Origin of the sequence: Massilia sp. LjRoot122 (assembly GCF_964252725.1) — a bacterium.
In the GTDB taxonomy this organism is placed as follows: Bacteria; Pseudomonadota; Gammaproteobacteria; order Burkholderiales; family Burkholderiaceae_D; genus Telluria.
The window spans coordinates 873217-899970 of sequence record NZ_CAXUPB020000001.1; the positions used below are offsets into that span (position 1 = coordinate 873217).

The 26754-nt window shown below is 62.0% G+C and carries 18 protein-coding genes; 8 read left to right on the forward strand and 10 right to left on the reverse strand.

Annotated features, from left to right (window positions below; genetic code table 11):
• Nucleotides 1–23 precede the first annotated feature (23 nt).
• The gene (locus ACSQ25_RS03845) at nucleotides 24–887 is read right to left on the reverse strand and encodes a hypothetical protein (RefSeq protein ID WP_436104386.1); all 864 of its coding nucleotides are present in this window, start codon (nucleotides 885–887) and stop codon (nucleotides 24–26) included.
• 56 nt (nucleotides 888–943) lie between these two features.
• Nucleotides 944–2083 (reverse strand): DNA cytosine methyltransferase, encoded by a 1140-nt coding sequence (locus ACSQ25_RS03850; RefSeq protein ID WP_436104387.1) that lies wholly within the window; start codon nucleotides 2081–2083, stop codon nucleotides 944–946.
• Nucleotides 2084–2944: 861 nt separating this feature from the next.
• Here ACSQ25_RS03850 and drmD point away from each other — a divergent pair.
• The 7 genes from drmD to ACSQ25_RS03885 all read left to right on the forward strand — a co-directional run bounded on the left by drmD (nucleotide 2945) and on the right by ACSQ25_RS03885 (nucleotide 18259).
• Entirely contained in the window at nucleotides 2945–6085 is a 3141-nt protein-coding gene (gene drmD / locus ACSQ25_RS03855; protein ID WP_436104388.1) for a DISARM system SNF2-like helicase DrmD, read from the forward strand.
• Complete coding sequence (locus ACSQ25_RS03860) at nucleotides 6082–7746, forward strand: hypothetical protein (protein ID WP_436104389.1); 1665 nt, start codon at nucleotides 6082–6084, stop codon at nucleotides 7744–7746. The genes drmD and ACSQ25_RS03860 overlap by 4 nt, the downstream gene beginning before the upstream one ends.
• Nucleotides 7743–11732 (forward strand): DISARM system helicase DrmA, encoded by a 3990-nt coding sequence (gene drmA, locus ACSQ25_RS03865; RefSeq protein WP_436104390.1) that lies wholly within the window; start codon nucleotides 7743–7745, stop codon nucleotides 11730–11732. The genes ACSQ25_RS03860 and drmA overlap by 4 nt, the downstream gene beginning before the upstream one ends.
• Entirely contained in the window at nucleotides 11725–13578 is a 1854-nt protein-coding gene (drmB, locus tag ACSQ25_RS03870) for a DrmB family protein (protein ID WP_436104391.1), read from the forward strand. The genes drmA and drmB overlap by 8 nt, the downstream gene beginning before the upstream one ends.
• Nucleotides 13579–14340: a DISARM system phospholipase D-like protein DrmC gene (gene drmC, locus ACSQ25_RS03875; protein ID WP_436104392.1), complete on the forward strand. Its 762-nt coding sequence runs from the start codon at nucleotides 13579–13581 to the stop codon at nucleotides 14338–14340. It begins immediately after the preceding gene.
• A 293-nt stretch (nucleotides 14341–14633) separates the two neighbouring features.
• Nucleotides 14634–17594 (forward strand): ATP-binding domain-containing protein, encoded by a 2961-nt coding sequence (locus ACSQ25_RS03880; protein WP_436104393.1) that lies wholly within the window; start codon nucleotides 14634–14636, stop codon nucleotides 17592–17594.
• A gap of 272 nt (nucleotides 17595–17866) precedes the next feature.
• Entirely contained in the window at nucleotides 17867–18259 is a 393-nt protein-coding gene (locus ACSQ25_RS03885; RefSeq protein WP_436104394.1) for a hypothetical protein, read from the forward strand.
• Between the two features lie 699 nt (nucleotides 18260–18958).
• Here the strand turns inward: ACSQ25_RS03885 and ACSQ25_RS03890 are convergent.
• Both ACSQ25_RS03890 and ACSQ25_RS03895 read right to left on the reverse strand, forming a co-directional pair.
• Nucleotides 18959–19849 (reverse strand): pyridoxamine 5'-phosphate oxidase family protein, encoded by an 891-nt coding sequence (locus ACSQ25_RS03890; protein ID WP_436104395.1) that lies wholly within the window; start codon nucleotides 19847–19849, stop codon nucleotides 18959–18961.
• 3 nt (nucleotides 19850–19852) lie between these two features.
• A complete protein-coding gene (locus ACSQ25_RS03895; protein ID WP_436104396.1) occupies nucleotides 19853–20461 on the reverse strand; it encodes a glutathione S-transferase family protein in 609 nt (202 codons plus the stop codon).
• Between the two features lie 102 nt (nucleotides 20462–20563).
• On the opposite strand from ACSQ25_RS03895, the gene ACSQ25_RS03900 reads away from it, so the two are divergent.
• Entirely contained in the window at nucleotides 20564–21460 is an 897-nt protein-coding gene (locus ACSQ25_RS03900; RefSeq protein WP_436104397.1) for a LysR family transcriptional regulator, read from the forward strand.
• 6 nt (nucleotides 21461–21466) lie between these two features.
• Here the strand turns inward: ACSQ25_RS03900 and ACSQ25_RS03905 are convergent, their stop codons facing one another.
• From ACSQ25_RS03905 to ACSQ25_RS03930, 6 genes are all read right to left on the reverse strand, one after another.
• Nucleotides 21467–22132 carry an endonuclease III domain-containing protein gene (locus ACSQ25_RS03905; protein ID WP_436104398.1) on the reverse strand — a complete coding sequence of 222 codons (666 nt, stop codon included), beginning with the start codon at nucleotides 22130–22132 and terminating at the stop codon, nucleotides 21467–21469.
• 10 nt (nucleotides 22133–22142) lie between these two features.
• Nucleotides 22143–22454, reverse strand: coding sequence for a hypothetical protein (locus tag ACSQ25_RS03910; RefSeq protein ID WP_436104399.1), 312 nt, complete (start codon nucleotides 22452–22454; stop codon nucleotides 22143–22145).
• 20 nt (nucleotides 22455–22474) lie between these two features.
• On the reverse strand, nucleotides 22475–23437 hold the full coding sequence (locus ACSQ25_RS03915; protein ID WP_436104400.1) for a ribonuclease Z: 963 nt from the start codon (nucleotides 23435–23437) through the stop codon (nucleotides 22475–22477).
• 36 nt (nucleotides 23438–23473) lie between these two features.
• A complete protein-coding gene (locus ACSQ25_RS03920; protein WP_436104401.1) occupies nucleotides 23474–24370 on the reverse strand; it encodes an NAD(P)/FAD-dependent oxidoreductase in 897 nt (298 codons plus the stop codon).
• A 14-nt stretch (nucleotides 24371–24384) separates the two neighbouring features.
• Entirely contained in the window at nucleotides 24385–25731 is a 1347-nt protein-coding gene (locus ACSQ25_RS03925) for an RNA-guided endonuclease InsQ/TnpB family protein (RefSeq protein ID WP_436104402.1), read from the reverse strand.
• A gap of 487 nt (nucleotides 25732–26218) precedes the next feature.
• Complete coding sequence (locus ACSQ25_RS03930) at nucleotides 26219–26599, reverse strand: YbaN family protein (RefSeq protein WP_436104403.1); 381 nt, start codon at nucleotides 26597–26599, stop codon at nucleotides 26219–26221.
• Nucleotides 26600–26754 lie beyond the last annotated feature (155 nt).

The window sequence follows — 26754 nt, forward strand, 5'->3', positions numbered from 1 at the left end:
AGTGATGGTCAAGCGCTCTAACATCAAGCGGCCGCCAGTTGCCCCTCTTCATCTGCGGAAGCAGCGATTTCTTCCATCTCGTCGAAACTGAAGACACGTGCTTCGGATGGCGGTGCATCGGTCGCGTGGTCCGCCTCGGCAGTCCCCCATGAGAGACCCTCCGCGAAGATTGCCCTGGCAACGATCATGTCCACCATTTCCTTCAAGCTGAGTGTATCTTCGATCAAGGGGCGCCCACGCCTGGGAGGATTGTTTCGAACGTCGAAAAAGCGTAGCAAGCCACGTGGATAGCCAGGCTCATCTACGGAATACAAGCCGACGAACGCCATGTCACAGCGAGACGCTTGTCCGACCAACGTCGGGTCCTGTCGTCCGGAACGTTCACGCAGTTTCACGACGGTCTTGGCGAACGACGATATGCCCTTCGATTTGTCGTTGGTGCTCCCGAGTGGAAGAAAGAAGACACCCACCATCAAGGCCCGCGGCAGGTACTCATGAACCAATCGGACTTCGTCGGCCAATTCATAGAGACGTCCCGTCAGATTCTTATCGTAGTTTCGGCCCTTTTCATCCCTGAAGTTCAAGCCCTTCAGCGATACACCGATCTCGAGACCCAATAACGGGTCCGCGACAGTGACGTCGATTCGTTTCGATGTCCCCGCGCCCAAGGGAACCAGGAGTTCCGTTCCGGTAGTCGGGTCTGGCAGCACTCGCTTCTTAGAGAGAATCGGGCGGCGCAGTTCCTTGGCGATGACCCGCGCGCAGCGATCGGCGAACTGCTTGCTCCACTCTTTCTTTTTTATCTGTGTATCGGCGCTAGTCCGCTCATCAGGATCGCCTAGCGCACTCTCGATGTCTTTGGATGGGATCAGGTCACACCATTGCATGCATCCTCCTTCGCCATGGGTGACCCAGCCGATCACGCCTCTACGCGCATTGCAGATTAACTTCCCGCAAGTATAACGTGTTGTTCAATATCGGCAATGAAACTTGGGTCGAATTTCAGGCGTGAACGACGTGTCCTTTCCAGAAATCCGGCACTGGCACGTCGCGACAGCGGACGCAAGTCGGCATGCGTGATGACATCCAGCAGATGACGATAGGAGCCATGGACAGGCCAATGAGACGCGTGGACTCGCCATACACGGCCCGCATCGCCATACGCGGCCTCCGGCCAGCTGGCGCCGGCTTCCAAAGGCGTAGTTGGCACACACACGTCTCCTGGCTCGTAGATGCGACCGACCAGCCAGTCGGCCACACCCACCGTCACCGCGTTACCGACCAGCTTCCAACGAGGGCCGTTGCGTGCCCCCGTCTGTGCGGGTGCGGTCCAGCCGCGCTCGAATCCTTGGAGAGCCTCGGTGTCCTCGATCGAACAAGTCACGATACGTCGACCAGGTGCGGCATCCGGTATCCAGATCGCGGGAGGGGAAGGAATGCCGACCTTGGACCCGCCTTTAACAGGAGGTATCGCATCGCGGGCCCAACCAACGCCGGTCAGTCCTTCGGTCCAATAGAAACCGAAGGCGTCGCCGCGGCGTGTAGCCTCATCGGGCTCACCGGCATCGTCGGCAAACAGGACGCGCCTGGGATCGTGATGACGGGACGCGACCAGGAGCACCCGGTGGCGACGCTGCGGTACTCCAGAGAACCGCGAATCCACCACGCGGTAGGCCCACCGAAATCCCAGTCCTTCGAGTTGATGTGTCAAGTAATGCATCGCCTTGCCTTTGTCGAGGACGAGCATGTTGCGTACGTTTTCCAAGATCAGCCATTCGATGTTTCGACTTTGGAGTAGACGGAATACGTGTGCTACCAAACCGGATTCGTTGCCACCAATGCCAGCCGTGCGCCCTGCCTGAGACAGATCCGTACAAGGGAAACCTGCAGTCACAACATCGATGTCACTGGGCAGAGATGCCAATGTCGCTACGTCCTCCGCGATGGGAACATCGGGAAAGCGGTGCTGAAGCACCTGACGCGAGGCTTCCCATACATCGCAGAGCAGTTCGGTATGTGCGCCTCTTCGCTGGAAGGGGAGTTCCAGACCACCAATCCCACTAAAAAGACCGACGATTTTCATGAAGACTTTGTTTGATTCAAATAGGAGCCCGAGCCCATGTATGTGAGTCGGGTGAGTCGAAGTAACCTAAAGCCTGGTTACGAGATGTGCGTAGGGAATGGATCAGGTGACGAAAGTATACACGAAGCAATGCGATGCTTCATCGCAAATAGGAAGTCACTCTGACGATCGAAGTCCCACGATGCGGACTGGAGCGTAACGATGATGGCGACCGAACGCCTACGAATACGCCTCCGAGCGCCTAACAGAACCCCGAGGACACGGTGCATCGTTGAAGACAGTACGCCAGTACGGCGAGGCGACGCAATGCAGCCTTCGGAGAATCGTTAGGCGCTCTTGGCATTGCCGATTCCGCAATGACGACCTAGCGTCGGTATTCCGCACCTCTATGTCCAAGGGACTGGCACGTGTGACGGCCGATGGCGCGTGATTTTGAGTCCTCACGACGAAGTTTGTCACTTGTTGTCACTACCTTTCGGATCAAGGATGCGCTAGCCGGCGAACGCTGCAATCTGGAGAAGGATGAGCGTGTTGCCACCCATTCCATAAGTCATGCAACTGTCGAATTTTGTACCAAATGCTATAGCAAATTACATGATTCCTGACTACAATCAGGGTTGTCTCAAAGATATCAAACATTCGTGATGCGAATTCACAGCAGTCACCTCGACACCGGGCCAATTGGCGTGGCTTCGTCCATGTGTTTGCTGGCGCCTCCGGAAACACTGCATCACCACCGCGGCGAAGACTATCGACTCGGGTCGTCGCGATGATCGCCAAAGACTGCTCCATTCGTCACATGTGCGTCCGGCCGTGGTCGACGCGCGCGGGCCGAAGCCGATACCGATTCGACGAAGAGGAATGCTGAACATGCTGTGGAATCCAGGACAACTCGTCCGCCATGTCGATGACCCCGCCAAGATCGGGACGGTCACCGACCAGACCCGTGCGCGCGCGTCTGGTCATCAGCATCGCGTCAACTGGAATGGCCGCTTGGACTGGCATTACGAGGAGGAGTTGATTGGGGTCGACGCAGGGGGCGACGATCCTCTGGAGCTGATTCGTGAAGGGCGCTATGGACGCGTCGACGATCTACGTCGATTGCTGACCCATATCCATCTCTCTGGCAGGCTATCGAACGTCGTTTATGCGATGGGGTTGACGCAGACCGATTTCTACGCGCATCAATACAAACCGCTGTTGACTCTATTGGAATCCCCCGTCAACGGTCTGCTGATCGCAGACGAAGTCGGTCTGGGCAAGACGATCGAGGCGGGACTGATCTGGACCGAATTACGCGCCCGTTACGATATGCGCCGGCTGCTAGTGGTGTGCCCTGCGATGCTCCGCGAGAAGTGGCGCTTCGAACTCTCGTCGCGATTTGGCCTGGACGCACAAGTGGTCGACGCAGAGACCTTGCATCGGGAGCTCGACGCGAGCGAGCATCGGGAACGTGCTTGGATCGTCAGCTACCAGGGCGTTCGGGCGCCAAGCGACTGGGACTCGTCGGATGGTGACATGCCCAAACGCTCGGTGCGAGCTCGTCTCGCGGATCTACTCTACCGGCATGCCGAGCAGGAACCGCTGTTGGATCTGGTGATCTTCGACGAGGCGCACTATATGCGCAATCAGGACACTGGGGCATGGCGCACCGGGAGTCTGTTGCGGGACGTCAGTACGCATCAGTTGATGCTGTCGGCCACGCCAATCAATCTTGGTTCGGATGACCTGTTCAATGTCCTGCGCTTGCTCGATCCCGACCATTTCGAGCACCCCGACGACTTTCGTAACGTGGTCCAGGCGAATCGCCCGGTGATCGCCGCCAGCGAAGTGGTGCGCGATCCGCATAGTAGCCCCACCCGCATCATGTCGGCGATCCGTGAAATCGAGTCGTCGCGCTGGTTCGAGCGATCCGAGCGCGTTGCACGCCTGATCGAGGAGGTCGAAGCCATCGAGGTTTGGACGAACGCGCGACGGATCGACGTCGCGGCCCGACTCGAACGACTCAACTTGCTTGCACATATCGTCAGCCGCACCCGTAAGAGGGAAGTGCAATCGGAACGCGTGTTGCGGGATGCGCTGGTGTTCGAGGCGGACATGGCGCCCGTCGAAGAGGACCTCTATAAGGCGATTACCGAAGGGACGCGTGAGTATGCGTTGGCTCACGGTATAGAGCATGGATTCTTGCTGTCCACACCGCAGCGCATGGTGGCGTCCAGCCCAGCCGCCTTGTTGCGGACCTGGGGGGACGATGGGCTAGACCCCGATGCCATGGCGGTGACGCTGGACGAGATCGACGACGACGAGGATAGACTGGCCGAGAAGACGTCGGGCCTGAAACGTTGGCTGGCAAACCGTACACTGCCACGATTCCAGTTCGGTGACCTGAGCAGGAATGACTCGAAGTTTGGAAAGCTGGCCGCCGCCTTCAAGCGATTCATGGCCGAAGACCGCGATTCCAAGGCGATCGTATTCACCACGTTCCGCGGCACAGCGCGCTATCTCGTCGAAAGACTCTCCGCAGAAAACGTGGAAGCCGGATTGTTGATGGGTGGGGCTGGTTTCGACAAGGATGCCATCGTCGCCGCATTCCGCGACGACCGCAATTGCCGGGTATTGGTGTGTACCGACGTCGCGGCCGAAGGCGTGGACCTGCAATTCTGCCGTCTGGTCGTCAATTACGATCTGCCATGGAATCCGATGCGCATCGAGCAGCGTATCGGCCGTATTGATCGCATCGGACAATGCTCCAAGCGCATCATGGTATGGAACTTCGTCCACAAGAATACAATCGACGCGCTCATACTCACCAGATTGGCCAAGCGGATCGGTGTGTTCGAGAGCACCTTGGGCGGCACTGAGGAGATCCTGGGACAGGTCAGGAAGCTGGAGGACGTCCTGTTGTCGAAACATTTGACAGCCGAGGAGGAGGCGCGTTTGATCGAGGAGGTCGCCCTAGCGATCGAGAATGCCAAGCGCGCGCAGGAGGAACTGGAACGAGAGGCGATCCAGTTGGTGGCCCATGGTCAGCAGTTGCTGGCGCAAATCGAGACGGCGCGCGGCGACGGCAAGATCGTGACACGCCATGACCTGATCCGTTACGTCGATGGATGCCTCAGAAACGCTCCCGGCTGCCGGTTTGTCGCCGCACATGGCGATCCCGATTTGTTCGACATCGGCTTGAGTCCCGACTTCGCCGCCGAGTTGGACGAGTTCGTTCGACAGGAAAACCTCGTCGGGAAGACTGGACTGGCTTCGGGCCAGCTCCGGCGCTGCCGCTTCACGGACAAGATCACCGACAAAACTCGAGGCGGCGAGGAGATCATCCATCGTTTCCATCCGATCGTGCGGTTCTTGACGCGCAAGGTGGAAGGAGACGAAGATCGCTTCCCGTTGTACGCGGCGAAAGTCGTCATCGACGGCGTACCCGTAGGACCTCATGTGCTGATGGCCAGGTTAGCCAACTTCTCCGGCGTCAAGGATGAAGAGCACCTACTGCTCGCCGCCGTACCGATCGGCGGGGATACTGCACTTGACGACGTCCAGGCCGAGGCGCTACTCGATGCAATCAGGCGTTCAGGAAGCGATTGGCCGACAGTGGCTGTCGATAGCGAGCCGGATGACGTCGCCACCGCGGCGGAACGCTGCGAAGCAATGCTTCGAGATCGATACCGCGCCGTCAAGGACGAGAAGTCGCGCGAGAATCGCGACCGCGCCGACGTACTCTCGCAGCTCTTAGATGACCACATCCGCAAGAAACGGGAAGGCTTCGAGAAACGTATCGCCAACCATGAGTTCAACGCATCCCTATACGGATCCAGCGCGGACGGCAAGCGCCGTAAGGGCCTGGCAAACGCAGAACGCAAGAACATGCAGGACTTTTTTGCCAGGATAGAGACTCGTCGAGCGACGTTGACACGCAAGAGCCAAGCTTTTTCGGCCGACTCACGCGACGTCTGTGTGTTGTTCGTGGACGTGATGCCAGCGGGAGGACGCACATGAAGAGTTTGAAGGAGCAGTTGGGCGATATCAGAGCCGCACTGCGCAAGCCGAGTCACGGCAAGAGTGCTGATCGGGTGGCGCCGCATGGCGCATTCCAGCCGCCAGCATCCTGGTTGGCTGCCGTCCCCCCCAAACCGGAGAGCCCTGCGCGATCGAACCCGGGATCTGCGACTGCGTATCCCTCTGCATCGACCGCTGGTACTCGACGCGACAGTGGCCTTCGTCGCGAGGCCCCGCTTTGCACTGCGCCGTCCTCGCGTCTCGACCATGGCGCGCTGGTGCCCTTCAGCCCCAACATCGACGCTGGCTGCCCCTTAGCCATGCCAGAGTGGGCAGACGTCGGTCGATCGCTGCAACATCCCGAACACGACAAGGGCAGGGCGGCCCGCATGATCGTCCGGATGGGGATCGATTTCGGGACGGCATTTACGAAAGTGGCGATCCGAGCCGGCGTCGACCTGGTCCCCGTCGAATGGTCGGGCGTCACAGCTGGTGCTGCAGAGGCGGAGCGCTACGTGGTACCCGACGTCGTGGTTCGTGGAGAGGACGGCGAGTATCGTTGGCAACGGGACGACGCCGGCCAGATCCAGGCCAATCTGAAGCTTCCGATCATCGAGAGCAAGGGACTGGACCGGTGTCCGACGGCTACCGTAGCCTATCTGGCTCTGGTCATCCGCTACGCGAGGGCATTCTTGTACCGAAAGACAGAGATCGGTCGAAAGCTGGTCGGGCGTTCGCTATGTTGGGAATTGAACATGGGCTGCCCGACCAAACCGCACGACGATCCGGCCATCGTAGCAGCGTTCCATCGCATCGTCCGCACTGCATGGCAAGCCGCGGCATGGGAACACCTCCACGAGTCCGACATCGAGGCCGCATGGCAGAACCAACCCGTCGATGTCGGTCTGGAGTGCGAGCCAGTGGTCGTGCCCGAGTTCGTGGCACAGATCGCAGGGTATCTGTCGTCTTCGCAAGCGAGCCCGGGCTTGCATGCGCTGATCGACGTCGGTGCAGCCACCCTCGACGTCGCCACGTTCAACGTCGTGATGAGCAACGACCGAACGGCCATGCCGCGCATCCCGATCTTCTTCTCCGCGGTAGTGCCTCTCGGGACCCACCATTTGCGCCACAACCGGTATGCGCAGCTCGGCCTCGAGCTTTGCTGGAACGACGCGACACCCGTCGAGGCGGCCGATCTATTCGGCGAGCGCAACGGAAAGTCTGCCGACGAGATCATGGCAGTAGACCAGGGATTCATGACGAAGGTGACGAACCGTATCGTCGGCGTCGTCGACACGACTCGCACCAACACGCGAGGCGAACCGTCCAGCCCCGCATGGCGCGAGGGCTTGCCGATCTTCGTCACCGGTGGCGGAGCGAGGTGTGCGCTGTATCGGGAGGCGATTGAGCAGGCGCAGCGTCGACTCATCCAAGTGATCGGACAACGACCGGGTGGGCCGAGGCAGTTCCGATTCATCGAGCTGAATCCGACCTCGGGCGAGGCGCGGGACCTCGACGCGGAGGGCAGACTGACGGTGGCATACGGACTGACGGAAGATGCCGAGAGCATTGCCCGCGTAGTCCCTCATCGTGACGTCGAATCGCTCACCCGCCTCAACAAGCCGCGTCCGGACCAAGCCGATTTGTATGGAGACCGATGATGGGAAGTGATTCGATGCCGGCGGACGCCGCACGTAACGCGTGGATCGTCGTCGACCACGGTCTGTGCGCCGATGTCCGACTGGCGCGCTACGTCGTGGTCTTACGAGGGGAACGATCTCACCATCCGAGTGTCGCCGAGGACGACTGGATACTCGTAGTGGACGACACCGTAGCGATCGCACGCGTCGGCCGTGTAGCACGGATCCGTTCCGATTACATCACTACGACGATCATGTTCGATCGGATGGCGATCGTCGAAACGCCGACAAAAATAGCGGCGGTCTCTTCAGCCGTATCTGCCACGAGTGACGTCGGCAGGCTCCCATGGGACACGTTCGTCGCCGCATCGTATTCCAGCCTGAGCAAGACGGTCGACGAGGTGCCCTTGATCGAGGATCCCGCCTACGTCCGCGAGCTGCTCCAATTGGCGGTGGTCGACGACCTGCTCGGCCCGGCCGGCGGGCCGCGCGAGCACATCGTCGACATGAGCGTGCGTGACCGCTATCTAGTGGGCAAGCTTGCGCCACGCCAGGTGGCGGCCGCTGGCAGCGGAGAGTTCAAAGCGTCTCCAGTCGCGGATGAGGAACCGGACGACCCCATCGTGCCCGGTCGAGACGAGCCGGGAAGCGGATTTGGGACGGTGAGCGGGCGGGTGGACGCGGAATCCGATGCGGCCGACGAGATCGACACGGCCGCCAGCCAGTCCCTCGTACCCAGCAGTTTCGGGATGACTTTTTGCGTGCATGGCGCCGTCGAGCAGATCGAAGTCGAGGCGCGTTGGGGTGCTTACGAACGTCTTCCCGAGGCGGAACACACGGCTGTCCGGTCGAATGGGCAGAAGGCCAAGGTCTGGCGACGCATCCCCTGCGGCGGAACGCTGCTCCTGCTCTTGGGCGAAGGCCCGGTGGCACCCAAGGCACCAGACCCGGAGCGTCCAGCGGTGCGAATACAGGGCTCCGTGCGCGCCGAGAACGAACGTGGGGACCGGCTGGTGACGCTGTTCCTCGTCAACGCTCAGGTGGACGATGGCGACACGGCCTGGCTGTTCCAGCCAGAACTCGTCGTGCGTGCCGACGCGCAGGTGGCTGAGAAAACCATCTTCCGCCGCCGTCCGGTGGCGGAAGATGGGGGTTCGGATCATGAGCGCGAGACGCTGGAGATGATCTATCGCAGCCGCGTCGAGTTCGCGGTGGGACACGGAGTCGCCGTACATGCGATAACCGCGGACGACGTCACGCTGGCCACCGAGGTACGTACCACCGTCATGCCGCAATACGAGGTACAGGTGACCGAGACGCCGGGCCTCGACCCGGTCGACCGTCCGGCAATGCGGGCGATGGTCGAGAGCGGTCTACTGGACATGCAGCGGCTTGCGTCGCTGGAGGCGACCGAACTGGTTCGGGCGCTGAGCGTACTGGTCGACGATTACGCGGCCTGGATCGCCGAGCAAAGCACCCGCATCGGCACGGACGTGGTCGGGTACGACGTGCCAGCGAATCAGGCGCTCGAGCGTTGTGACGAGATCCGAATACGCTTGCGGCAGGGCGTCGAGACTCTCGAGGGTGACCCCAGAGCTCTGGCGGCGTTCCGCTTCGCCAACCGGGCGATGGCGACTCAGCGGGTGCGTAGTCTGTATGCACTTGAGATGCGGCGCGGCCGCGACGTCAGTCTCGATCAATTCGACCTGCCGAGGAACCGGAGCTGGCGCCCGTTCCAATTGGCGTTCCTGTTGCTGTCGATCCCCGCAATCGCCGATCCGATGCATCCGGATCGGGTACGGCCGGTCGATGCCCATGCCGATCTGCTGTGGTTTCCCACCGGTGGTGGCAAGACCGAGGCCTACCTCGGAGTGGCGGCGTTCACGATGGCGATCCGCCGTCTTCAAGGCAACCTGGGCGGATACGACGGATCGCGCGGCCTCGCCGTGATCATGCGCTACACCCTGCGTCTGTTGACGCTGCAGCAGTTCCAGCGCGCCACTGCGCTCGTCTGTGCGATGGAAAAGCTGCGCCGTGACGCCCTGGTGCAGGGCGACACCTCGCTCGGCAAGTTGCCGTTCACGATCGGTCTCTGGGTTGGCAACAAGATAACTCCAGGAACCACGGAGGAGAGTTATCACGCGGTGCGCAACATGCGCGACGCGAGCCGACACAAGGCGAACGTCTGCTCGCCCCTGCAATTGACCAGTTGTCCCTGGTGTGGTTCCCGGATCGATCCAGCCAAAGATGTGGTCGTGGACAGGGAACGTAGCCGTACCGTGATCTACTGCGGCGACAAGAAAGGCAGTTGCGCGTTCTCACGCGCCCGCTCCAGCGACCTGCCGCATCCCGGCATCCCCGTCTTGACGGTCGACGAGGAAATCTATCATCGGCCGCCCACGATGATGATCGCCACCGTGGACAAGTTCGCCATGATGGCTTGGCGAGGCCAGATCCGCACGTTGTTCGGCCGCGTGAGTCGGGAATGTGATCGCCACGGTCTGCTGTGGCGTGGCGAGGACTGTTGTGACGGCGTGCATCCGGCCGAGAAGGGACTGGCAGCGGTGAAAACCAGGAAGGTCGCGCCGCTGCGCCCGCCTGACCTCGTGATCCAGGACGAATTCCACCTCATCAGCGGTCCACTGGGGACGATGGTTGGCTTATACGAATCGACCGTCGACGAGCTGTGCGGCTGGGTGCTCGACGGCAAGACCGTCAAACCGAAGATCGTCGCGTCCACGGCGACGGTGCGTAAGGCCGGGGAGCAGGTCTACAGTGTATTCATGCGGCAGGTATCGGTATTTCCGCCGCACGGTCTGGACGTAGACGACAACTACTTCTCGGTACAACGACCGATCGTGGAACGACCCGGCCGCCGTTACCTGGGCATTTGTTCACCTGGTGCCTCGCGCCCCGCCACCTTGATTCGCGTGTATACGGCCTTGTTGACTGCAGGCCAAGCCCTATTCGATCGTTTCGGCGAGCGCGCGGACCCGTACATGACCTTGGTCGGCTATTTCAATTCGCTACGGGAGCTGGGCGGAATGCGCCGTCTGGCCGAGGACGACGTGCAGACCCGTTCCTATCGAGTCCGGATGAGTATGGTCGAACGCCCAGCGCTGGCCCAGCGCAGGGTCGGCGACATCCGTGAGCTGACCTCGCGTGTCTCCAGCCAGGACATTCCGAAGTACCTCGACGACCTTGAGGTCAAATTCAAGGCAGCCGTCGATCCGAATACGGGCAGGTTCGTGGCGAAGTGGAACGAGGGGGAGGCCCGCGCGATCGACGTGGTGCTCGCGACCAACATGCTGTCGGTCGGCGTGGACGTGAATCGTCTGGGCGTAATGGCGGTCAATGGACAACCCAAGGGCACGGCTGAATACATCCAGGCCACTAGCCGTGTCGGACGTGCCCATCCCGGACTGGTCTGTACGGTCCTCGCCTGGGCACGTCCGCGCGACCTCTCCCATTATGAGACCTTCGAGCATTACCACGCGACGTTCTACAAGCACGTCGAGGCGCAATCGGTGACGCCGTTCTCGCCCCGCGCCCTGGACCGTGGTCTGACCGGCGCGCTCGTGAGCCTGATGCGCATTGCTGATGACACGTTCAGCCCGAACGTCGGGGCGGCAGAGCTGCACGAGCCGGACGCGCCGGCGATGGTCAAGGCGATCGATGTCCTGGTGCGCCGCGCCTGGAACGTGAGCGAGGCCTCCACCATCAAGGATCTGGTCGAGCGCGCTTCCAAGAAACGCGCGGATGACTGGGCCAAGAATGCGCGTGTCCCCGGCAGGACACTCGGCTACGAAAAGCGCGGCTCCGACTCGGCGACCATGGTCCGATTGATCGAGGCGCCCGGGAACCGCCCTTGGCACGACTGGACGGTACCAATGTCGATGCGCGAAGTCGAGCCCGGCGTAAGGCTGATCATGAAAAATGGAAACGTCGAGGATGGCTCTGCCTGGCAAGTCCGTCCGCCATCGACGAAAAGGAGTGTAGATGAATGATCGGACCCCGGTCGGCGAAGTCCGCCCGAGTCAATTATTGTGGACAAACGGGCCCGGCGCGCTGATCGACCTCCCCAACCTGTCTGTGGTCACCATGGGCATCGACCAGTGGGAGCGCGACCGCTGTCAGCCAATACCGGAACCACGCCTGCTCGCCGCGGTTCGAAAACGTCTCGGGCCGCAAGTGGAAGATTTACGCATGCCGCCCTTCCAAAAAGGCGAACTAGTTGATCCGTGGTCGGCAGAAGCATGCATCGGTGTCCCGGTCCGTCCGTTTCCCCGCTGGATGCGTTGCGTGAAATGCGGTCTGCTGTCGCCGGTTGACGATGGACTCCTCGAAATCAAGGAAAATCGCTATCGACCGGAGCGCACGCGGTTCGTCCACAAGGGCTGTCGTGGTTCCAAGAACGAGATGCCAGCGCGCGACGCCGACGCGGTTCCAGCACGTTTCTTGTTGGCATGTCCGGCCGGGCACCTCGACGACTTTCCATGGCGGTATTTCGTTCACCGGGGTAACCAGCTTTGCACTGGGACGTTACGCTTCTTCGAGAGCGGCGCATCGTTGCAGACGGAGAATCTATGGGTCAAATGTGATGGGTGCGGTGCGTCACGTAGCATGGCTAACGCATTCGGTAAAGTCGGCAGCGAGAATCTGCCCAGTTGTCGAGGCAGGCATCCGCATCTCGACCGTTTCGACGACGCCTGCGGCGAAGACGCGCGCCCCGTCTTGTTGGGTTCGACAAACAGTTGGTTCCCCGTCACGCTATCGACGCTCGCCATACCGCAAGCCGAGGATACGCTCAGTCAGCTGATCCTTGATGGCTGGGATTTCTTCGAAGACGTCGAATCCGAGAACGAGGTCGCAACGACGATCAAGACGCTCAAGAAGACTGGCGCACTGCCGGGCATCGACTGCCACTCGGCAGCGGCGGTCTGGGCCGCGATCGAGGCTCACCGCAACGGTGTCAAACAGGTTCCCGCGGACGACACAGACGTCAAGGGACCCGAATGGATCGTGTTGACGGCAAGCGCTCCGCCGACGGAGTACCCACACTTCATGAGCAAGGTAGTCGACACGCCGCTCTGTTTCGAGCGGCATGTCGGCAGAGTCCTGCTACTGGAGCGACTGCGCGAGGTCAACGCCTTGTTGGGCTTCACTCGAGTCGAACCGCCCGACGAGGCACGCGCACCGGACGAACGCCGGCAAATGGCGGGGCTCGCGAACCATAAGCCGGAATGGATTCCCGCGACCCAGGTCCACGGGGAAGGCATCTTCATCCAATTCCAAGAAGAAGGGCTTGCGCGGTGGGCCTCGCTCCCCGGAGTCGAGCGGATCGATCGAAAGCTCGAGCGAGGGCACCGCGGCTGGCGCAATGCGCGTCGGCTCGACTCGGAGGTTGGCTACCCAGGGGTCCGTTACGCCATGCTCCATACGCTCTCACATCTGTTGATTCGGGAGCTGGCGCTGGAATGCGGATACAACGCGGCGAGCATCCGGGAGCGTGTCTACGCCAACACCTCGGGACCGCATCCGCAAGCAGGTATCTTGATTTACACCGCAGCGGCAGATTCGGATGGGACGCTGGGCGGACTGGTCGAATTGGGCAAGCCGGAGAACCTCGGCCGCCTGCTCAAACAAGCACTTCAGCGCGCCAAGATCTGCTCGTCGGACCCGCTCTGTGCCGAACACGATCCCGGCGAGGATCGCTCCTTACATGCGGCAGCCTGTCACGCCTGTTCCCTGGTGGCCGAGACCTCGTGCGAACAGGGCAACCGCTATCTGGACCGCTCGCTGCTCGTACCCACGCTCGATTGCAGTGACGCCGCGTTTTTCGGTCGCATTTGAATGGAAGCACTCCTAGAAGCAGTCACTGCCTTGGCTAGATTGGTCTCGCCGGAAAAAGTCGAGGCGATTGCAATGCGGATCCGTCAGACCGATCCGGACCGCGCCGACCAAACCTGGTCCAGGCTTCTTCTCACACATCCTGCCGCAGAAGTCGTCGCACGCGTCGTCGCGGCATGGCGCGATACCACGATTGGAGCCGACGAACTGGCTTCCATGCTTCTCGCCGCTAGTCATGTAGCCACCGCGATGACGCGCCAGCAATCCGTCGAGCTCGTTTGGACCGGACCGACCACGCCCTTCGTCTCGACGAGACGGACGGAGCAGGCATTGTTGCAGGTGATCGGTTCGGCACGCGTCAGGTTGTTCATCACGAGCTTCGTCGCCTACGACGTGTCGACCATCGTCGTCGCCCTCAACACTGCGAGCGCACGCGGCGTGGCAATCGCGATGCTGCTGGAGTCTTCACGCGAGCACGGCGGTAGTATCTCCACGGACGCGATCGGCAGATTGAGGGACCTCGTGCCCAGCGCGCGCCTGTATGCATGGCAGGATAAGACGGACGAGTTCGACGACGGACGCGTCCACGCCAAGGTCGCCGTGGCCGATGGGCTGGTTTGTTTCGTCACGAGCGCCAATCTCACCCGGTACGCCATGGAACGCAACATGGAAGCCGGACTGCTGGTTTCGGGCGGCGACGTGCCGCGAATGCTCGACGACCATCTGAACGCGCTGGTGCATACCGGTGTCGCCACGCCGGTGTGATCTTGGCCAGCGCCGGCGATTCGTACGTAGCAATGTGCAAACCTACGAGTGGACTGGTCGGTGTCACATCGCTGGCACATCGAAGCAGGCTTACGTTTTGGCGTGTAGGCGCAACGAAACCTCAGCGTTACCATTTTCTTCTTTGAAAGTTTATTGTCAATATGCTACAAAGTAGCGTTGGCTTTTCGACCGACCGCCACATGGAATTTAATAAAGCCCATCCTTCGTTCAACACCGCGTGATGTTGATCAGATCGACGAGCAGACGTCCCACCCCCTCGACATCGTACTTGCATGGCACAACCGTTGTTTCCAGATGAACACTTAGAAAAATGCAGCACTGAACTGGCGGTGCTCGACGGCGTAATAGATTACGCCGAAAAGATGATCAAACAGGAAGGCATGCGATCTGCTTACACAGCACTGCGTCGTCATGCCTACGGGAAGACGGTGGTGATCGAATCCGAAAAGAAGGGGCGCTTGACCTTCCGGCTGAGCTCAACCCCGGCACTCTACCCCGACTTCAAGTCTGGGTACGCCACTCCCCACTCTCCGGTCGGCCGCTTGTGCAGCTTTCTACGCCCCGGCGACGAGGACGAGACGCCGGTTTGGGGTTGGTATCGCGTGGTCGAGTCCCGACTGTTCGATCGTTTCGATGGTTTGCACTTCGACGACAACGTCCGCAACTTCCTGCGCATGACGGTGAGCGGTGACGATGGTCATGTGCTGGTTTCTGACCTACGTCGGACACTGCAGCGAAGGGCACAGAAGGCAAACCCGCCCATCGAGTCTGACTCTGCGGTGCTATCCTCGACCGAAAGCATGCCTAGCGAGTCCCTGGATGCGCCAGTCGCTAGCGTACCTGTACAGGTAGGGCTGTCGTTGGCTCGGCTCGAGATCGCCGACGACGACGCCGAGGACGTCGAGAAGGTCGCAGAATACGAAGACGGCGAAGACGATCTCGCACGCTCGGAAACGTCCGACGATGGCTATTTCGGCCTCTCGGAAACCTTCTATGTGAACAGGACACGGGAGCAAGACGAGATCATTGCGCGTTCGCCGGTTGGGGCAATGTTCGTCGAAGGTGTCGCGGGCTCTGGCAAGACCTCGGCGGCGCTCGGACGCACGAAGATGCTGTGCGACTTCACCGAGAACAGCGTCACCGAGGAACGCGATTTTCGCGACATCGTGGGACATGCGCTGACGTACTGGTCCGGCAAATTTGCCGGAAAGTTTTCTCAAGAAGGCAGCATCGGTTTTGTTCGAACTGGTGAGTTGACGCAATACTTGAAAGAGACGTGTCGGCGAATCGAATTGCCGCACTTGCCTGTGGCCGAATTCAAAGAATTGCAAGTACGCCTGCGCCAACACCGCAAGATCGAACGCAGCAGGATTCCCGGCTGGCGCTGGAGCATGACTGCCACGCCGCGTGGCACTCAGTCGGACACCACCATGGACTGGCTCGGCGCAGCCGACCGTGCGATCGCGGCAGGCATCGCAGACCGACTGATCCCCGGCCTCCCCGAGCCGTCGACGATCACCGAGATGTTCATCCCCGAACAACGCCCGAGGATCGACCGTATCGTCGCCGCTGCATTGCAGACGGTGCATGAAGCGATCGGGTCGGTCCAGGCAAGCTTGCGACGGACACCAATGCAGGGTCGTTTCGCGCTCGATCGACTGGCGAACACGTTGACTGGCATCATTCAAGACGTACGCAGCAAAGTCCTCGGTAAGGATGTCCTGTGGTTGCTCGATGGCGAACAGACACTTCATGCCAGCAATGAACACGCGTTGGCCAGTCTGCTAGTCCGGCGTAAGGTGCCGCTGTTCCGGCGTGATTCCTCCCGCTTGGTAGCACTCGACGAGCATGGGCCCGTCGACCAATCCCTCGTATTCCTCTCCCTCGACGGAGAGCAGCTGGAATGGAACGCGTCGACGCGCGAAATGCTCGTCGCGGGCCAATTGGCGGTACGCGACGCAAGCGGAAACGCGTTTCCCGCCGTCGCGGCGGACGTCAATTCGCTTGCGATGCGCTTGCTCCCCGAGGCCCTTGATCGACCATACGTATTACGGAATGGCAAGCTGCGTCCGTTGACCGTGCAGCGCGGACTGGGACGCGTCAAGTTCGAGCTGCTCGAGCCGCAAGTCGAAGTGTCGGACGACGACGCCGACAGCGATGAGAGCGAAGTCACCGCGCCGGCGGTGCCGGTCACCACGCGCTCCAGAAGCGTCGAGGCTACTTTGCGCCGATCTCTGCAGAGCTCCCTGTTACAGCGCTTGACCTACTTGGCGGATGTCTACATGGAAGCGTTGGGCACGCAAGCCAACGACTTTCCCGACCCTGTGCTTGCCCGCACGATCCATGCTCAGTTGCGTGACAGGCAATTGGCTGACGAGGACATCGATCTGCTACTCTGCCTGTCGCATTTGGTCGGGCGTGGTTTCGACGGCAGTCCGGCCGCACTGAGACCCCCGAAATACTATCAATGCGTGTTCATCGACGAGGTCCAGGACTTCACCGAGCAGCAAATCTATCTAATGGCCGAGCAAGCAAAGCCCGATTACAAGGCGGTCACGGTGGTCGGCGACATCGCGCAGAAGTTACATCACGGCAGTACCATCGACGTCCGAAAATGCTTTCCAGGGACGACGATCGCACATGTTCAACTGACGGAGAACCTTCGCCAGCTCGACGCCCCGGGTTTGGCATGGTTCAGCACCTGCTTCCGTGCTACCTTCCAAGACGGCTCGACAGGTAGTCAGCCCACTGGGGAACTGTCGACCCGCTTAATCGAACATCGTGACGACATCCACGGGCCCGAGCTGGAATACCATGATGGCCTGACCGAATTGGATGAGCAGATCGTCCGATTGTTGCGCAAGGTGCCGCCGACCCAGACTGCCACCGTGATCCTGCCCGATTCCAGCATGGCGGCCGAGATGCACGCGCGGCTGCAAACAGCGCTTGCCGCCTCGTTCGTCGAGACGGAATTGTCCGAGAAGATCGACTTGTCGCGCAGGCATGTCCGATATTTCACCTCCGTATCACATGCGAAAGGGCTGGAGTTCGACGTGGTGCTGATGCCGCATCTCGAATCCTATGACCTAGAAGACCGTTCGCACGTGAACCGACTCTACGTCGGCCTCACACGAGCGCGAAAACGGCTAGTGCTGTTCAATGCAAGGGGACAAGAGGCAAACGGGTTCGATTCGGTTTGGCAGCGGTATGAGGACGGGATAGCTCGCCTCTGATCCAAAGCGATTCTGCGCACCATGGACATTGCGACATCTGTCAGGGGCATTCACGAAGAGCCGATGCGGAACTTTCGCCAAAATTAATTTGGCATAGGTTTTGTCGACTGTGCATTTGCCACGCAACGCCAGAACGCGGCAGCAGCAGATCAAATCGCTGACTTAACATCCGAATGATGATGCGTCACGAGCTAGCCAAGGACATACAGATCCTTGGCTGGTTTAAATGATTCAAATCGTTAGCAGCATTCCACGCCCGTGAAAGGAACATCATGGTAGGTACTAGCTCGAACCCCATCGCAACGTCTGAACAATTTAAAGCAGCCTTGCTTGCACTGCGCGACAAGACCCTTCCCTCGAGCCACTTGGCGATGCTACGCGCGCAATGCCGAGCGCCGAATGTGACAATCACCACGAAGCAGCTGGCGGCCGCCGCGGAATACGAGAACTACAACGCGGCGAACCTGCAATATGGAACCCTCGCGATGCATATAGCTGAACAGCTTGGCTTTACGCCCGAAGAACGCCATCCGAACGGCGCGCCATGCTGGTGGACGACCCTCTCGTTTTCCAGAGACGGCCAACTCGAAGACAGCACCGGATATTTTCAATTCATCATGCGACCGGAGCTGGTTGCCGCATTGAGAGAAATGCGCTGGGCCTGATCGAAAGCCAGTAGCGCCCGTAGGCTTGCGCCACGTCGGCCGAGGTGCGGAAGGGAACGGCGCCGAGTCCCATGCTGGCCGCGCGCTCCAGCAAACCGTCGATCGTGCGTGCGATCTCCGCTTCACCCATGTTGCGTCGCTCGCGCAGGCGCGCGGTCTCGCGCAAGGTATAGAACAGGCCGACCTGTTCCGGCGTGAATTACCGCAGCAGGTCGGTGGTTTCATCCTTCGGGTCAGGTTCCAGACGCCCAACTGAACGCCGTCGCGTGCCGCGAGCCAGCGGACGAAGCCCGATTCGCCGGTCTGGCAGATCGCCTCAATCCTGTCCTTGGGCACCGGCCGGTTCGGCCCTTCATAGAACGCGATGTCAGGACGCTGCGCGTTCCACTGTTGTTCGATCTCCGCGAACTGCGGATCGGCCGGGTCGGAGGAATGCCGCGCGCCGATATAGGTCAGCTGCCCGCCATCGGCGGCCAGCACCAGCCGATACTCCTGCTTGGCAACGGGCGTCGAATAGGGGACGAGGCGATCGTTGCACGGACTGGCAGCCGCTTGCGCGCTTGCTAGCACAGAGAGCAGGAATAGTGTTTTCATACCATCAGCCTAGCCCAGCGCATGCCACATTGCCGCGGCATTCCGACGAAGGTCCCTAACCAAGAATTGAATTGCTGCCAGCGCCGACGCACGCCAACGCAGGGCTCAGCGCTGCCCCAACGGAAACGCCGCTCGCCTGAGCCATCCACGTTCGACGATAAAAGCCCATTCCCGCTCCGCTCGCATATCCTCCGCCGGACGATCGAGCTGCCATCTCACCTCGGCCCGCCCCTGCAATTGCAGGACATCGCCGCTGTCGAAATCCACCATGACCAGAGCAGCACGGGGTTCCAGCAGCAGGTTACCCAAGGTGTTGAAGTAGCGATTCCCCGGATAGTCGGGCACGGTCAGCACCCTGCCGTCCAGCCGCAGGAAGCCAGCCTCGCCCCCGCGATGGGAAATGTCGAGACCGCCTACCAAGTCTTCCGGGGAAATGCCACTGGACGTGGCCACGAACATGGTCTCGCAGGACGCAATCAGTTTCACCGCATCCTCGGGCAGATCGCCACCGAAGCGCTCGACCTGACCCGGCCTCCGCTCCACACGGCTGAGCTGGCGTACGTGAATATATTTCGGACAGTTGCCGAAGGACTGATGCACATCCACCAGCAGGCCCTCGCGATCCGCATGCGCGATCGTACCGTTCTCCCGGTTGCGCCTGCGGGTGCCCAGGTCGATGCCAAGGATCCCGACGCCGGCGCCCGGCCTGCCGAGATGCGCCGATGCCGGATCGTCGTGATCGGGCCGGGCAGCAATGTAGAGCTGACCCGGCTCGGGAGAAGATACAAAGCCCGGTTCGCCATGCAGCAGCGTTGCAATCGGCCATCCACTCGCATCGGCCACAGCCACGCAGACGAAGGGCAGCAGCGGAAAGAACTGGCGGTGCTGCTCCGGCATCTGGCTGCGGATCGGCGCGCCGGCCGGTCCGCCGCCGGCCAGCTGCTGGGCACGCAGTTCGCCGGCGTGGAAGGGCGCGGGGATGCGGTGGTCGTTCACGGCTCAGTTCTCCGGCATCGGGACGAAATGCGGCAGGGCCTGGATGCGCGCGATCCAGTGGCGGACCTGGGGGTAGGGATCCAGCGCGATGCCGCCCTCCGGCGCGTGGGCGATGTAGGCGTAGCAGGCGATGTCCGCCAGCGTCGGCCTGGCGGCGGCCAGGAAATCCTGCTGCGTGAGGCTGTCTTCCATGAACCCCAATACGCGCTCCGCCAGCGAGCGCATGAGCTCCGGCGGCATCCCGGTGGCACCCCAGCGCGCCGATATCCGCGCGCTGGCCGGGCCGAAGGTGATCTCGCCGGCCGCCAGCGACAGCCAGCGTTGCACCTGTGCCGCTTCGACAGCACCGTCCGGCAGCCAGCCGCTGTCCGGGGCATAGCGCTTGGCCAGGTAAACGAGGATGGCGTTGCTATCGGCAAGCACGAGATCGCCGTCCTGCAGGACAGGAATCTGGCCCAGCGGGTTGATGCGGCGGAATTCGGCACTCTGGCGTACCGAGGCGGGGGCATCGATACGGCGGTAGGGCAGCTGCAACAGATGAAGGAACAATTCCACGCGGTGAGTATGACCGGAAAGCGCCACACCATAGACGGTAAGGGAAGAAGGGTTCATGTCTGCCAGGAAGTGGTTGATCGGAGCTTCATCCTAGTCACCAGACCGGTATTGCGGAATGGGGCATAATCGCAATTCAGTCTTTCACTTGGCGCAATAACGATGGACCGTCTGGATGAACTGCAGGTCTTCCTGGCCATTCTCGAAGCTGGCAGCATGGCCGCGGCGGCGCAGAAGCTGCACCGCTCGCCTTCCGCCGTCACGCGACTCCTGGCGACGCTCGAGGAGCGTGCCGGCGTGCGGCTGTTCGAGCGCAGCACGCGCCGGCTGACGGCAACTAGCGAGGGGCTGCGCCTGGCCGAGCTGGCGCGCCGCCTGCTGGCCGACTACGACATGGCGATCCGCGACAACCATGCAGCCCCACCGCGCGGCATGCTGCGCGTGACGGCGCCGACCGTCTTCGGACGCCGGCACATGGCGCCCGTCGTCACCAAGTTCCTGATGCGCTATCCCGACATCCAGATCGAGCTCATCCTCAATGATCGCAACATGGACCTGATCGACAACGGCATCGATCTGGCCTTGCGCATCGGGGTGCTCGACAGCTCCGGTTTCGTAGCACGCAAGCTGGGCATGGTGCGGCGCATGACGGTGGCCAGCCCCACCTATCTCCAGCGCCATGGGGAACCAGCGCGGCCCGAGGACTTGGCGCAGCACCAGCTGATCCTGGGGACTGCCGTGCGTGGACTGGCCGAATGGCGCTACCAGGCGGCCGACGGGCGCGAACAGATCGTCCGCTTCACCCCTCGCCTGCAGGTGAACGATGTCGAAGGCGTGCTGAACGCGGCACGCGAAGGCTTCGGCATCGTCCGTGCCCTGTCCTATCAGGCGGCGCCCGATGTGCTGGCCGGGACCTTGACGCCGATCCTGTGCGCGTATGAGCCGGACCCGATGCCGGTGCAGCTGGTCTTCCCGAGTGCGCGGCACATGGCGGCGCGGGTGCGTGCCTTCGTGGATTTTGCAGTGGAAGAGTTCGCGCAGCTGAAGCTGATCCAGTGAACCGGCTCAGCGATGTTCCACGACGCCCACCTGCTGGCACATGTCGAGGACCGGGCAGGTGGAGCAACGTGGTTTGGTGCCGGTGCAGATATGCTTCCCGAACGGTACCAGCAGCCGGTTGATGTCGATCCAGTGCTGCTCGGGCAACTTGGCTTCCAGGGCCAGCAGGGTTTTCTCCGGCGTGGAAGCCTTGATATAGCCCCAGCGCCCCGTGACCCGGTGCACGTGGATGTCGACGCTGATGACGGGCGTTCCGCAGGCGACACCCAGCACCAGGTTCGCGCACTTGGGGCCAACCCCGGCAAAGGACAGCAAGACGTCGCGGTCGCCGGGCAAGCTCTCCCCGAAGCGCTCGGCGACCTGCATTGCGATGCTCAGGATCTGATTGGCCTTGCGTTCATGAAACGTACTCGGGCTGATCAAGGCGTCCAGCTCTTCCCAGGACAGCCGGCTGAGCTCCGATGGCGTGCGCGCCCGTGCAAACAACTTGCGCGAGACCGGCAGCGTCACTTCATCGTAGGTGCGGATCGAGATGATGCAGGCCAGCAGTTGCTCGAAGGTCGAGGTATAGCCTTCTTCGAACAGCTGGAACAGCGCCGCCTTGGGCCAGGGACGCACGGCGTCCTCGATGCGTTCGAGGGCCACGTCGATATCGAAAGGCAGCTTGTCCATCAGCCACTCCTTATTCTTCCTTGCCCGCCTTCCGGCTCTTCAGCCAATCCCGTCCGCCCGCATTCAGCGCCTTGGCGATGACGTCCGGCGGCAGGCTGTAGACCGTCGCCCAGGTGGCGCGGCCATCCACGCTATTGGACGGAAAGCTTTCGGTCTCGATCGGCCAGTGGTACTTGCGCTTGAGTGCGCGGACGATGGCGGCGAGGGTGATGCGGCCGCGCATCGGCTCGGCACCTGTTTGATCTTCGTTCGACAGCAGTACGGCGAGCACGGCGCCGCGGGCGGTTTGCGGTCCGGGGAAAATGGGGTTCTTTTTGGGCATGCGAGGATTGTAGCCCGAGCTCAGGGCAGCAGATGCAGGCTGCCGTCCTTCCTGAGCTCGTAACTCGCCAGGTCACGTGCCAGCGCCAGATTGCCTGAGTAATGCGCGCGTGCCTCGCGCTCGATGTCGTCCAGCGTCAGTGCGCCTTCCCGGTCCTGGTAGCGCGGGCTGAAGTGGGTCAGGATGAGGTTCGGTACGTTTACCCGCTCCGCCACGCGCGCCACCATCGCCGCCGAGCTGTGCTGCGGCCCGGGGCCCACCTTGTGCAGGATCTCCTCCGTATAGGTAGCCTCATGCACCAGCAGGTCCGCAGTCGCGGCTTCAGCCGCCAGCAGCTCCGGCGTATCGTTGTCGCCGGCAATGATCACCTTGCGCGACCTGCGCGGCGGCAGCAGGAACTGCTCGGCCACCACCGCGCGGCCATCGTCCAGCACGACATTGCGCCCCTGCTGGATCTCGCCCCAGGCCGGGCCGGACGGAATGCCGCCCGCCTTCAGCCTGTCGATGTCGAGTTTGCGCTCGACTGCCGCCTCGGTGAAGCTGAAGCCGTGCGATGCGATCCGATGCGACAGCTCGGTTGCGCGCACCCGCAGGTCGGGCAGGACGTCCGTGTGCGCCAATTCCTCGGTCGTGATCCATTCGATGGGGTAGGGCAGGGACAGCTGGGTCGCTTCCATGATGCACTCGATCATGCCGCGCAGCGGCGGCGGACCGACGATGGCCATCGGTGCCGTGCGATTGAGCATGCCCGCGCTGGCGAGCAGGCCGGGCAGGCCGTAGCAGTGGTCGCCATGCATGTGGGTGATGAAGATCGCGCGCAGGCTCATTGGCGACAGGCTGGTGCGCAGCAGCCGGTATTGCGTGCCTTCCGCGCAATCGACCAGAGACCAATGCTTCGCCCCGCGCGTGCGGATCGCGATGGCGGTCATGTTGCGCGACCTGGTCGGCGTGCCGGATGAGGTTCCGAGAAATTGGATTTCCATGGCCCCATTATCCGCAATTGCGGGCAGGGACGCCGTTCAGCCGAACACCAGCGAGCGGTGCGCGCCGAGGCCGGCCATCGCGCCGTCGGCCACGGCGATGGCAACGTTGCCGGCCGCACGCGTCGCATCGCCGCCTGCGAACACGCCGGGCACGGTGGTCTGCTTGCCCATGTCGGTGCGGATGAAGGGGCCGAGCGGGCCGTCGTCGAAGGCGCAGCCGAGCCGCTCGGCGATGGGGCTGCTCATGTGGATGCGGCCGTAGGTGAACAGGCCCGCATGCGGCAGGCGGCGGCCGTCCGCCAGCACGACCGTGGCGACGTCTTCGATGCGCAGGATCGGCGTGTCGTCGATCGCGATGACGCCGCGCTTTTCCATCGCGGCGCGCTGCTCCTCGTCCGGAGCGTAGCGACCATCCGTGAACAGCGTCACCTTGCCCCAGTCGGGCAGCAGCATCGCCTGGTGGAAGGCCATCTCGCCGCTGGCGATGATGCCGATCGCGCCCTGCTGCAACTCGTAGCCGTGGCAGTAGGGGCAGTGGAAGACGCTGCGGCCCCAACGCTCGGCCAGGCCCGCGACGGGCGGCAGTTCGTCGCGCACGCCGGTGGCCAGCACCAGGCGGCGGCCCTGCACCGGAGCGGCGCCGTCGAGCTCGACAACGAAGCCCTCGCCCTCGGCCCGCGCGTCGAGGGCGCTGCCATCAATCCACTGGACGTTGGGATAGGCAGCCACATCCGCGCGGCCGGCCTGCGCGATGGCGGCGGCCATCTGGCTGTCGCGGCCGAGGAAACCGTGCGATTCGCTGGCGAAGCGGTTGCGGCGCTGGCCGGCGCCGACCACCAGCACCTGGCGCCATGCACGGGCCAGTTGCAGGGCGGCGGACAGGCCGGCGTAGCTGCCGCCGATGACGATGGCGTCAAACTGGGTCGTGCTCATGGTGGAACCTGCTTTCAAAAACGTGCGCAAATGTGCGCACCGTTCTCTTCCTGCCCCGAACCGTCCTGATGACCGTGCTCGTGCCTAGCAGGCGTCACTTTCCCGCCTGCCGCCGGAACCGTTCCGGCGGCAGTGCCCAGCATCGCTGCCTGGCTCGCCACGGGTAGCGCCGTTTGCGCCGCAAGGGCGCCGGTGGCGAGCCGCTGTAAATTGATGGCCGCGTTCACGTCGCGGTCGTGTCCTGCACCACATCTGCAGGTCCAGGTCCGCTCGCTCAATACGAGTGTCGTGTTCTTCGCCCCGCAGGTAGAACATAGCCTGCTCGACGGATACCAGCGATCGGCCAACACGATGGTGGTCCCATAGCGCAGCGCCTTGTACTGCAGTTGGCGCCGAAATTCGTAAAAGCCGACATCGGCGATACTGCGCGCTAGCCGGCCATTGCTCAGCATTCCTTTGACGCACAGGTCCTCGATCCCGAGCGCTTGGTTTTCGCGGCACAGGCGAGTCGTCAGTTTGTGAAGGAAATCCCGGCGCACGCGGGCAATGCGGGCCTGCAGCCGGGCCAACGTTGTCGCGCCCTTGGCCTGATTTTTCGACTTTGAAGGCTTGATCCCCTTGGGGATCGCACCCTCAATCCCGGCGCGAACCTTGGCCGCTTGCTGCTTGCGGCTCTGGCGCCGGCTGCGGATGCGCAGACGTCGCAGCACCGCTTTCAACGGCCGCGGCGCGGCGATTTTTTCGCCGCTGTCGAGGGTGGCCGCAGTCGTCACCCCGAGGTCGACGCCCTTGACCCCATTCCCGCTGCGGCGGCACTTGGCAACGTCATCCGGCACCTCGACCTGAACTGCCAGGAACCAGTGTTGCGCCTCCCGCGACACCGATGCTCCCATAATCTTGCCGGGCCAGCGCAGTGCCTCGGTCAGGGCTATCGTCCCAACCTTCGGTAGCACGGCGGTCCTGCCTTTTATCCGGAACTTGTCGTTCGCAATATAAAAGCTGTCGCGCGAGCGGCCTTTCTTCTTGAAGCGGGGCGGGTGGGCCGGTTGACCGGCGCGCCGAGCGGCGAAGTAGCGCGACCAGGCGCGCGCCAAGTGGGCGAAGGGCTGCGCATGGGCGTCGCGGTGGATGGAGGCAAGCCATGGCCGCCCTTCGGCATTGAGCCAATCGGGATGGATATACTTGATAGCGTTGAACTGCTTTTTCAGCCTCATCGCAGTCGAAGGGCGGCCGGCGGATGCCAGCCTGTTCCACTCGGCCAGCGCCCAGTTCCAGACCCGGCGCGCGGTGCCGGCCGCGCGCGCAAAATAGTCGCGCTGCTCGGCGTTCGCCTCAATCCTGATGCGGTGCGACAGCAGCATCGCCCTCCCTTTGAGCATGGCACGACGCTGGCCGGCAATTGCGCCTGCGCTTGTGTCCCGTGCGTGAAGCCGGCACGAGTCTTCTTTCCCGCTTCCAACACTGCAAGGTCTTGACCCTCACGCTCAGCCACCTGGCGGCTTCCCCTCTTCCAAAGGTGTTTTCCATAATCACTGTAGACACGACTGAGCACTTTAGGTTCACGCTAGTAGTAGCTCCCATGGGGATGGGTGCGTTTGTAGTCGCTCATTTTGGTCACTGAGGCGGCGGTTGAAGTCGCGCGACAGGTCGACCAGGGTCACGTGGCCGAGCTGGCGGATCAGGAGGGCTTCGGCCTAGTCGAAGGCCCTGACCAATGCGGCGTTGACGGCCTGCTCGACCAGGCAGCTTGTCTTTTCGCTGCGGTTGCCCATCGCGAAGAAGGGCGGGGGCGCCGACGGCGTCGTAGATGTCGCGCAGCGTCACCTTGGCCAAGTCGCAGGTGAGGATTCAGTTTTTGGCAGGATGGTCGAGGCGCAAGGTCGGCAGGAAGCGCCATAGATAGAGGCTGACGCAGGTGCCGGTCAGCGCCAGCAGGGCGGGGACGGTGATGCCGTCGAAGCGCCGCATCGCCATGAGCAGCGAGCCCCACAACATCACCGTGGCGACGATCTTCGCCTTCAGCGGGATGCCGCGGCCGGCCTCGAAATTGCGCAGGTATTCGCCGAACACGCGGTGCGAGAGCAGCCAGCGGTGCAAACGATCCGAGCCGCGCGCGAAGCACCAGGAGGCCAGCAGCAGGAAGGGCGTGGTCGGCAGCAGGGGCAGGAAGATCCCGAGTATGCCCAGCAGCACGGCCAGCGCACCCGCCAGGTTGTAGAACGGTTTCATGGGCTCACTCTAGCATGCGGTCTGGATTTCCCTCATTGTTGCTTGAAGGCACCAATTCCGTCAAATTTAAGGGCTTAATAAGTTCTATAGGGCAACGCTATGTATAATGGATCAGTACACGACGGGCGCGATCCACAATTTTGCTGGCGCGAGCA

Excerpts from the sequence above, each read along its gene's own strand:
- ACSQ25_RS03845 (WP_436104386.1), bottom strand. The coding sequence starts at position 887 with ATGCAATGGTGTGACCTGATCCCATCCAAAGACATCGAGAGTGCGCTA.
- ACSQ25_RS03850 (WP_436104387.1), bottom strand. The coding sequence starts at position 2,083 with ATGAAAATCGTCGGTCTTTTTAGTGGGATTGGTGGTCTGGAACTCCCC.
- drmD (WP_436104388.1), top strand. The coding sequence starts at position 2,945 with ATGCTGAACATGCTGTGGAATCCAGGACAACTCGTCCGCCATGTCGAT.
- ACSQ25_RS03860 (WP_436104389.1), top strand. The coding sequence starts at position 6,082 with ATGAAGAGTTTGAAGGAGCAGTTGGGCGATATCAGAGCCGCACTGCGC.
- drmA (WP_436104390.1), top strand. The coding sequence starts at position 7,743 with ATGATGGGAAGTGATTCGATGCCGGCGGACGCCGCACGTAACGCGTGG.
- drmB (WP_436104391.1), top strand. The coding sequence starts at position 11,725 with ATGAATGATCGGACCCCGGTCGGCGAAGTCCGCCCGAGTCAATTATTG.
- drmC (WP_436104392.1), top strand. The coding sequence starts at position 13,579 with ATGGAAGCACTCCTAGAAGCAGTCACTGCCTTGGCTAGATTGGTCTCG.
- ACSQ25_RS03880 (WP_436104393.1), top strand. The coding sequence starts at position 14,634 with ATGGCACAACCGTTGTTTCCAGATGAACACTTAGAAAAATGCAGCACT.
- ACSQ25_RS03885 (WP_436104394.1), top strand. The coding sequence starts at position 17,867 with ATGGTAGGTACTAGCTCGAACCCCATCGCAACGTCTGAACAATTTAAA.
- ACSQ25_RS03895 (WP_436104396.1), bottom strand. The coding sequence starts at position 20,461 with ATGAACCCTTCTTCCCTTACCGTCTATGGTGTGGCGCTTTCCGGTCAT.
- ACSQ25_RS03900 (WP_436104397.1), top strand. The coding sequence starts at position 20,564 with ATGGACCGTCTGGATGAACTGCAGGTCTTCCTGGCCATTCTCGAAGCT.
- ACSQ25_RS03905 (WP_436104398.1), bottom strand. The coding sequence starts at position 22,132 with ATGGACAAGCTGCCTTTCGATATCGACGTGGCCCTCGAACGCATCGAG.
- ACSQ25_RS03910 (WP_436104399.1), bottom strand. The coding sequence starts at position 22,454 with ATGCCCAAAAAGAACCCCATTTTCCCCGGACCGCAAACCGCCCGCGGC.
- ACSQ25_RS03915 (WP_436104400.1), bottom strand. The coding sequence starts at position 23,437 with ATGGAAATCCAATTTCTCGGAACCTCATCCGGCACGCCGACCAGGTCG.
- ACSQ25_RS03920 (WP_436104401.1), bottom strand. The coding sequence starts at position 24,370 with ATGAGCACGACCCAGTTTGACGCCATCGTCATCGGCGGCAGCTACGCC.
- ACSQ25_RS03925 (WP_436104402.1), bottom strand. The coding sequence starts at position 25,731 with ATGCTGCTGTCGCACCGCATCAGGATTGAGGCGAACGCCGAGCAGCGC.
- ACSQ25_RS03930 (WP_436104403.1), bottom strand. The coding sequence starts at position 26,599 with ATGAAACCGTTCTACAACCTGGCGGGTGCGCTGGCCGTGCTGCTGGGC.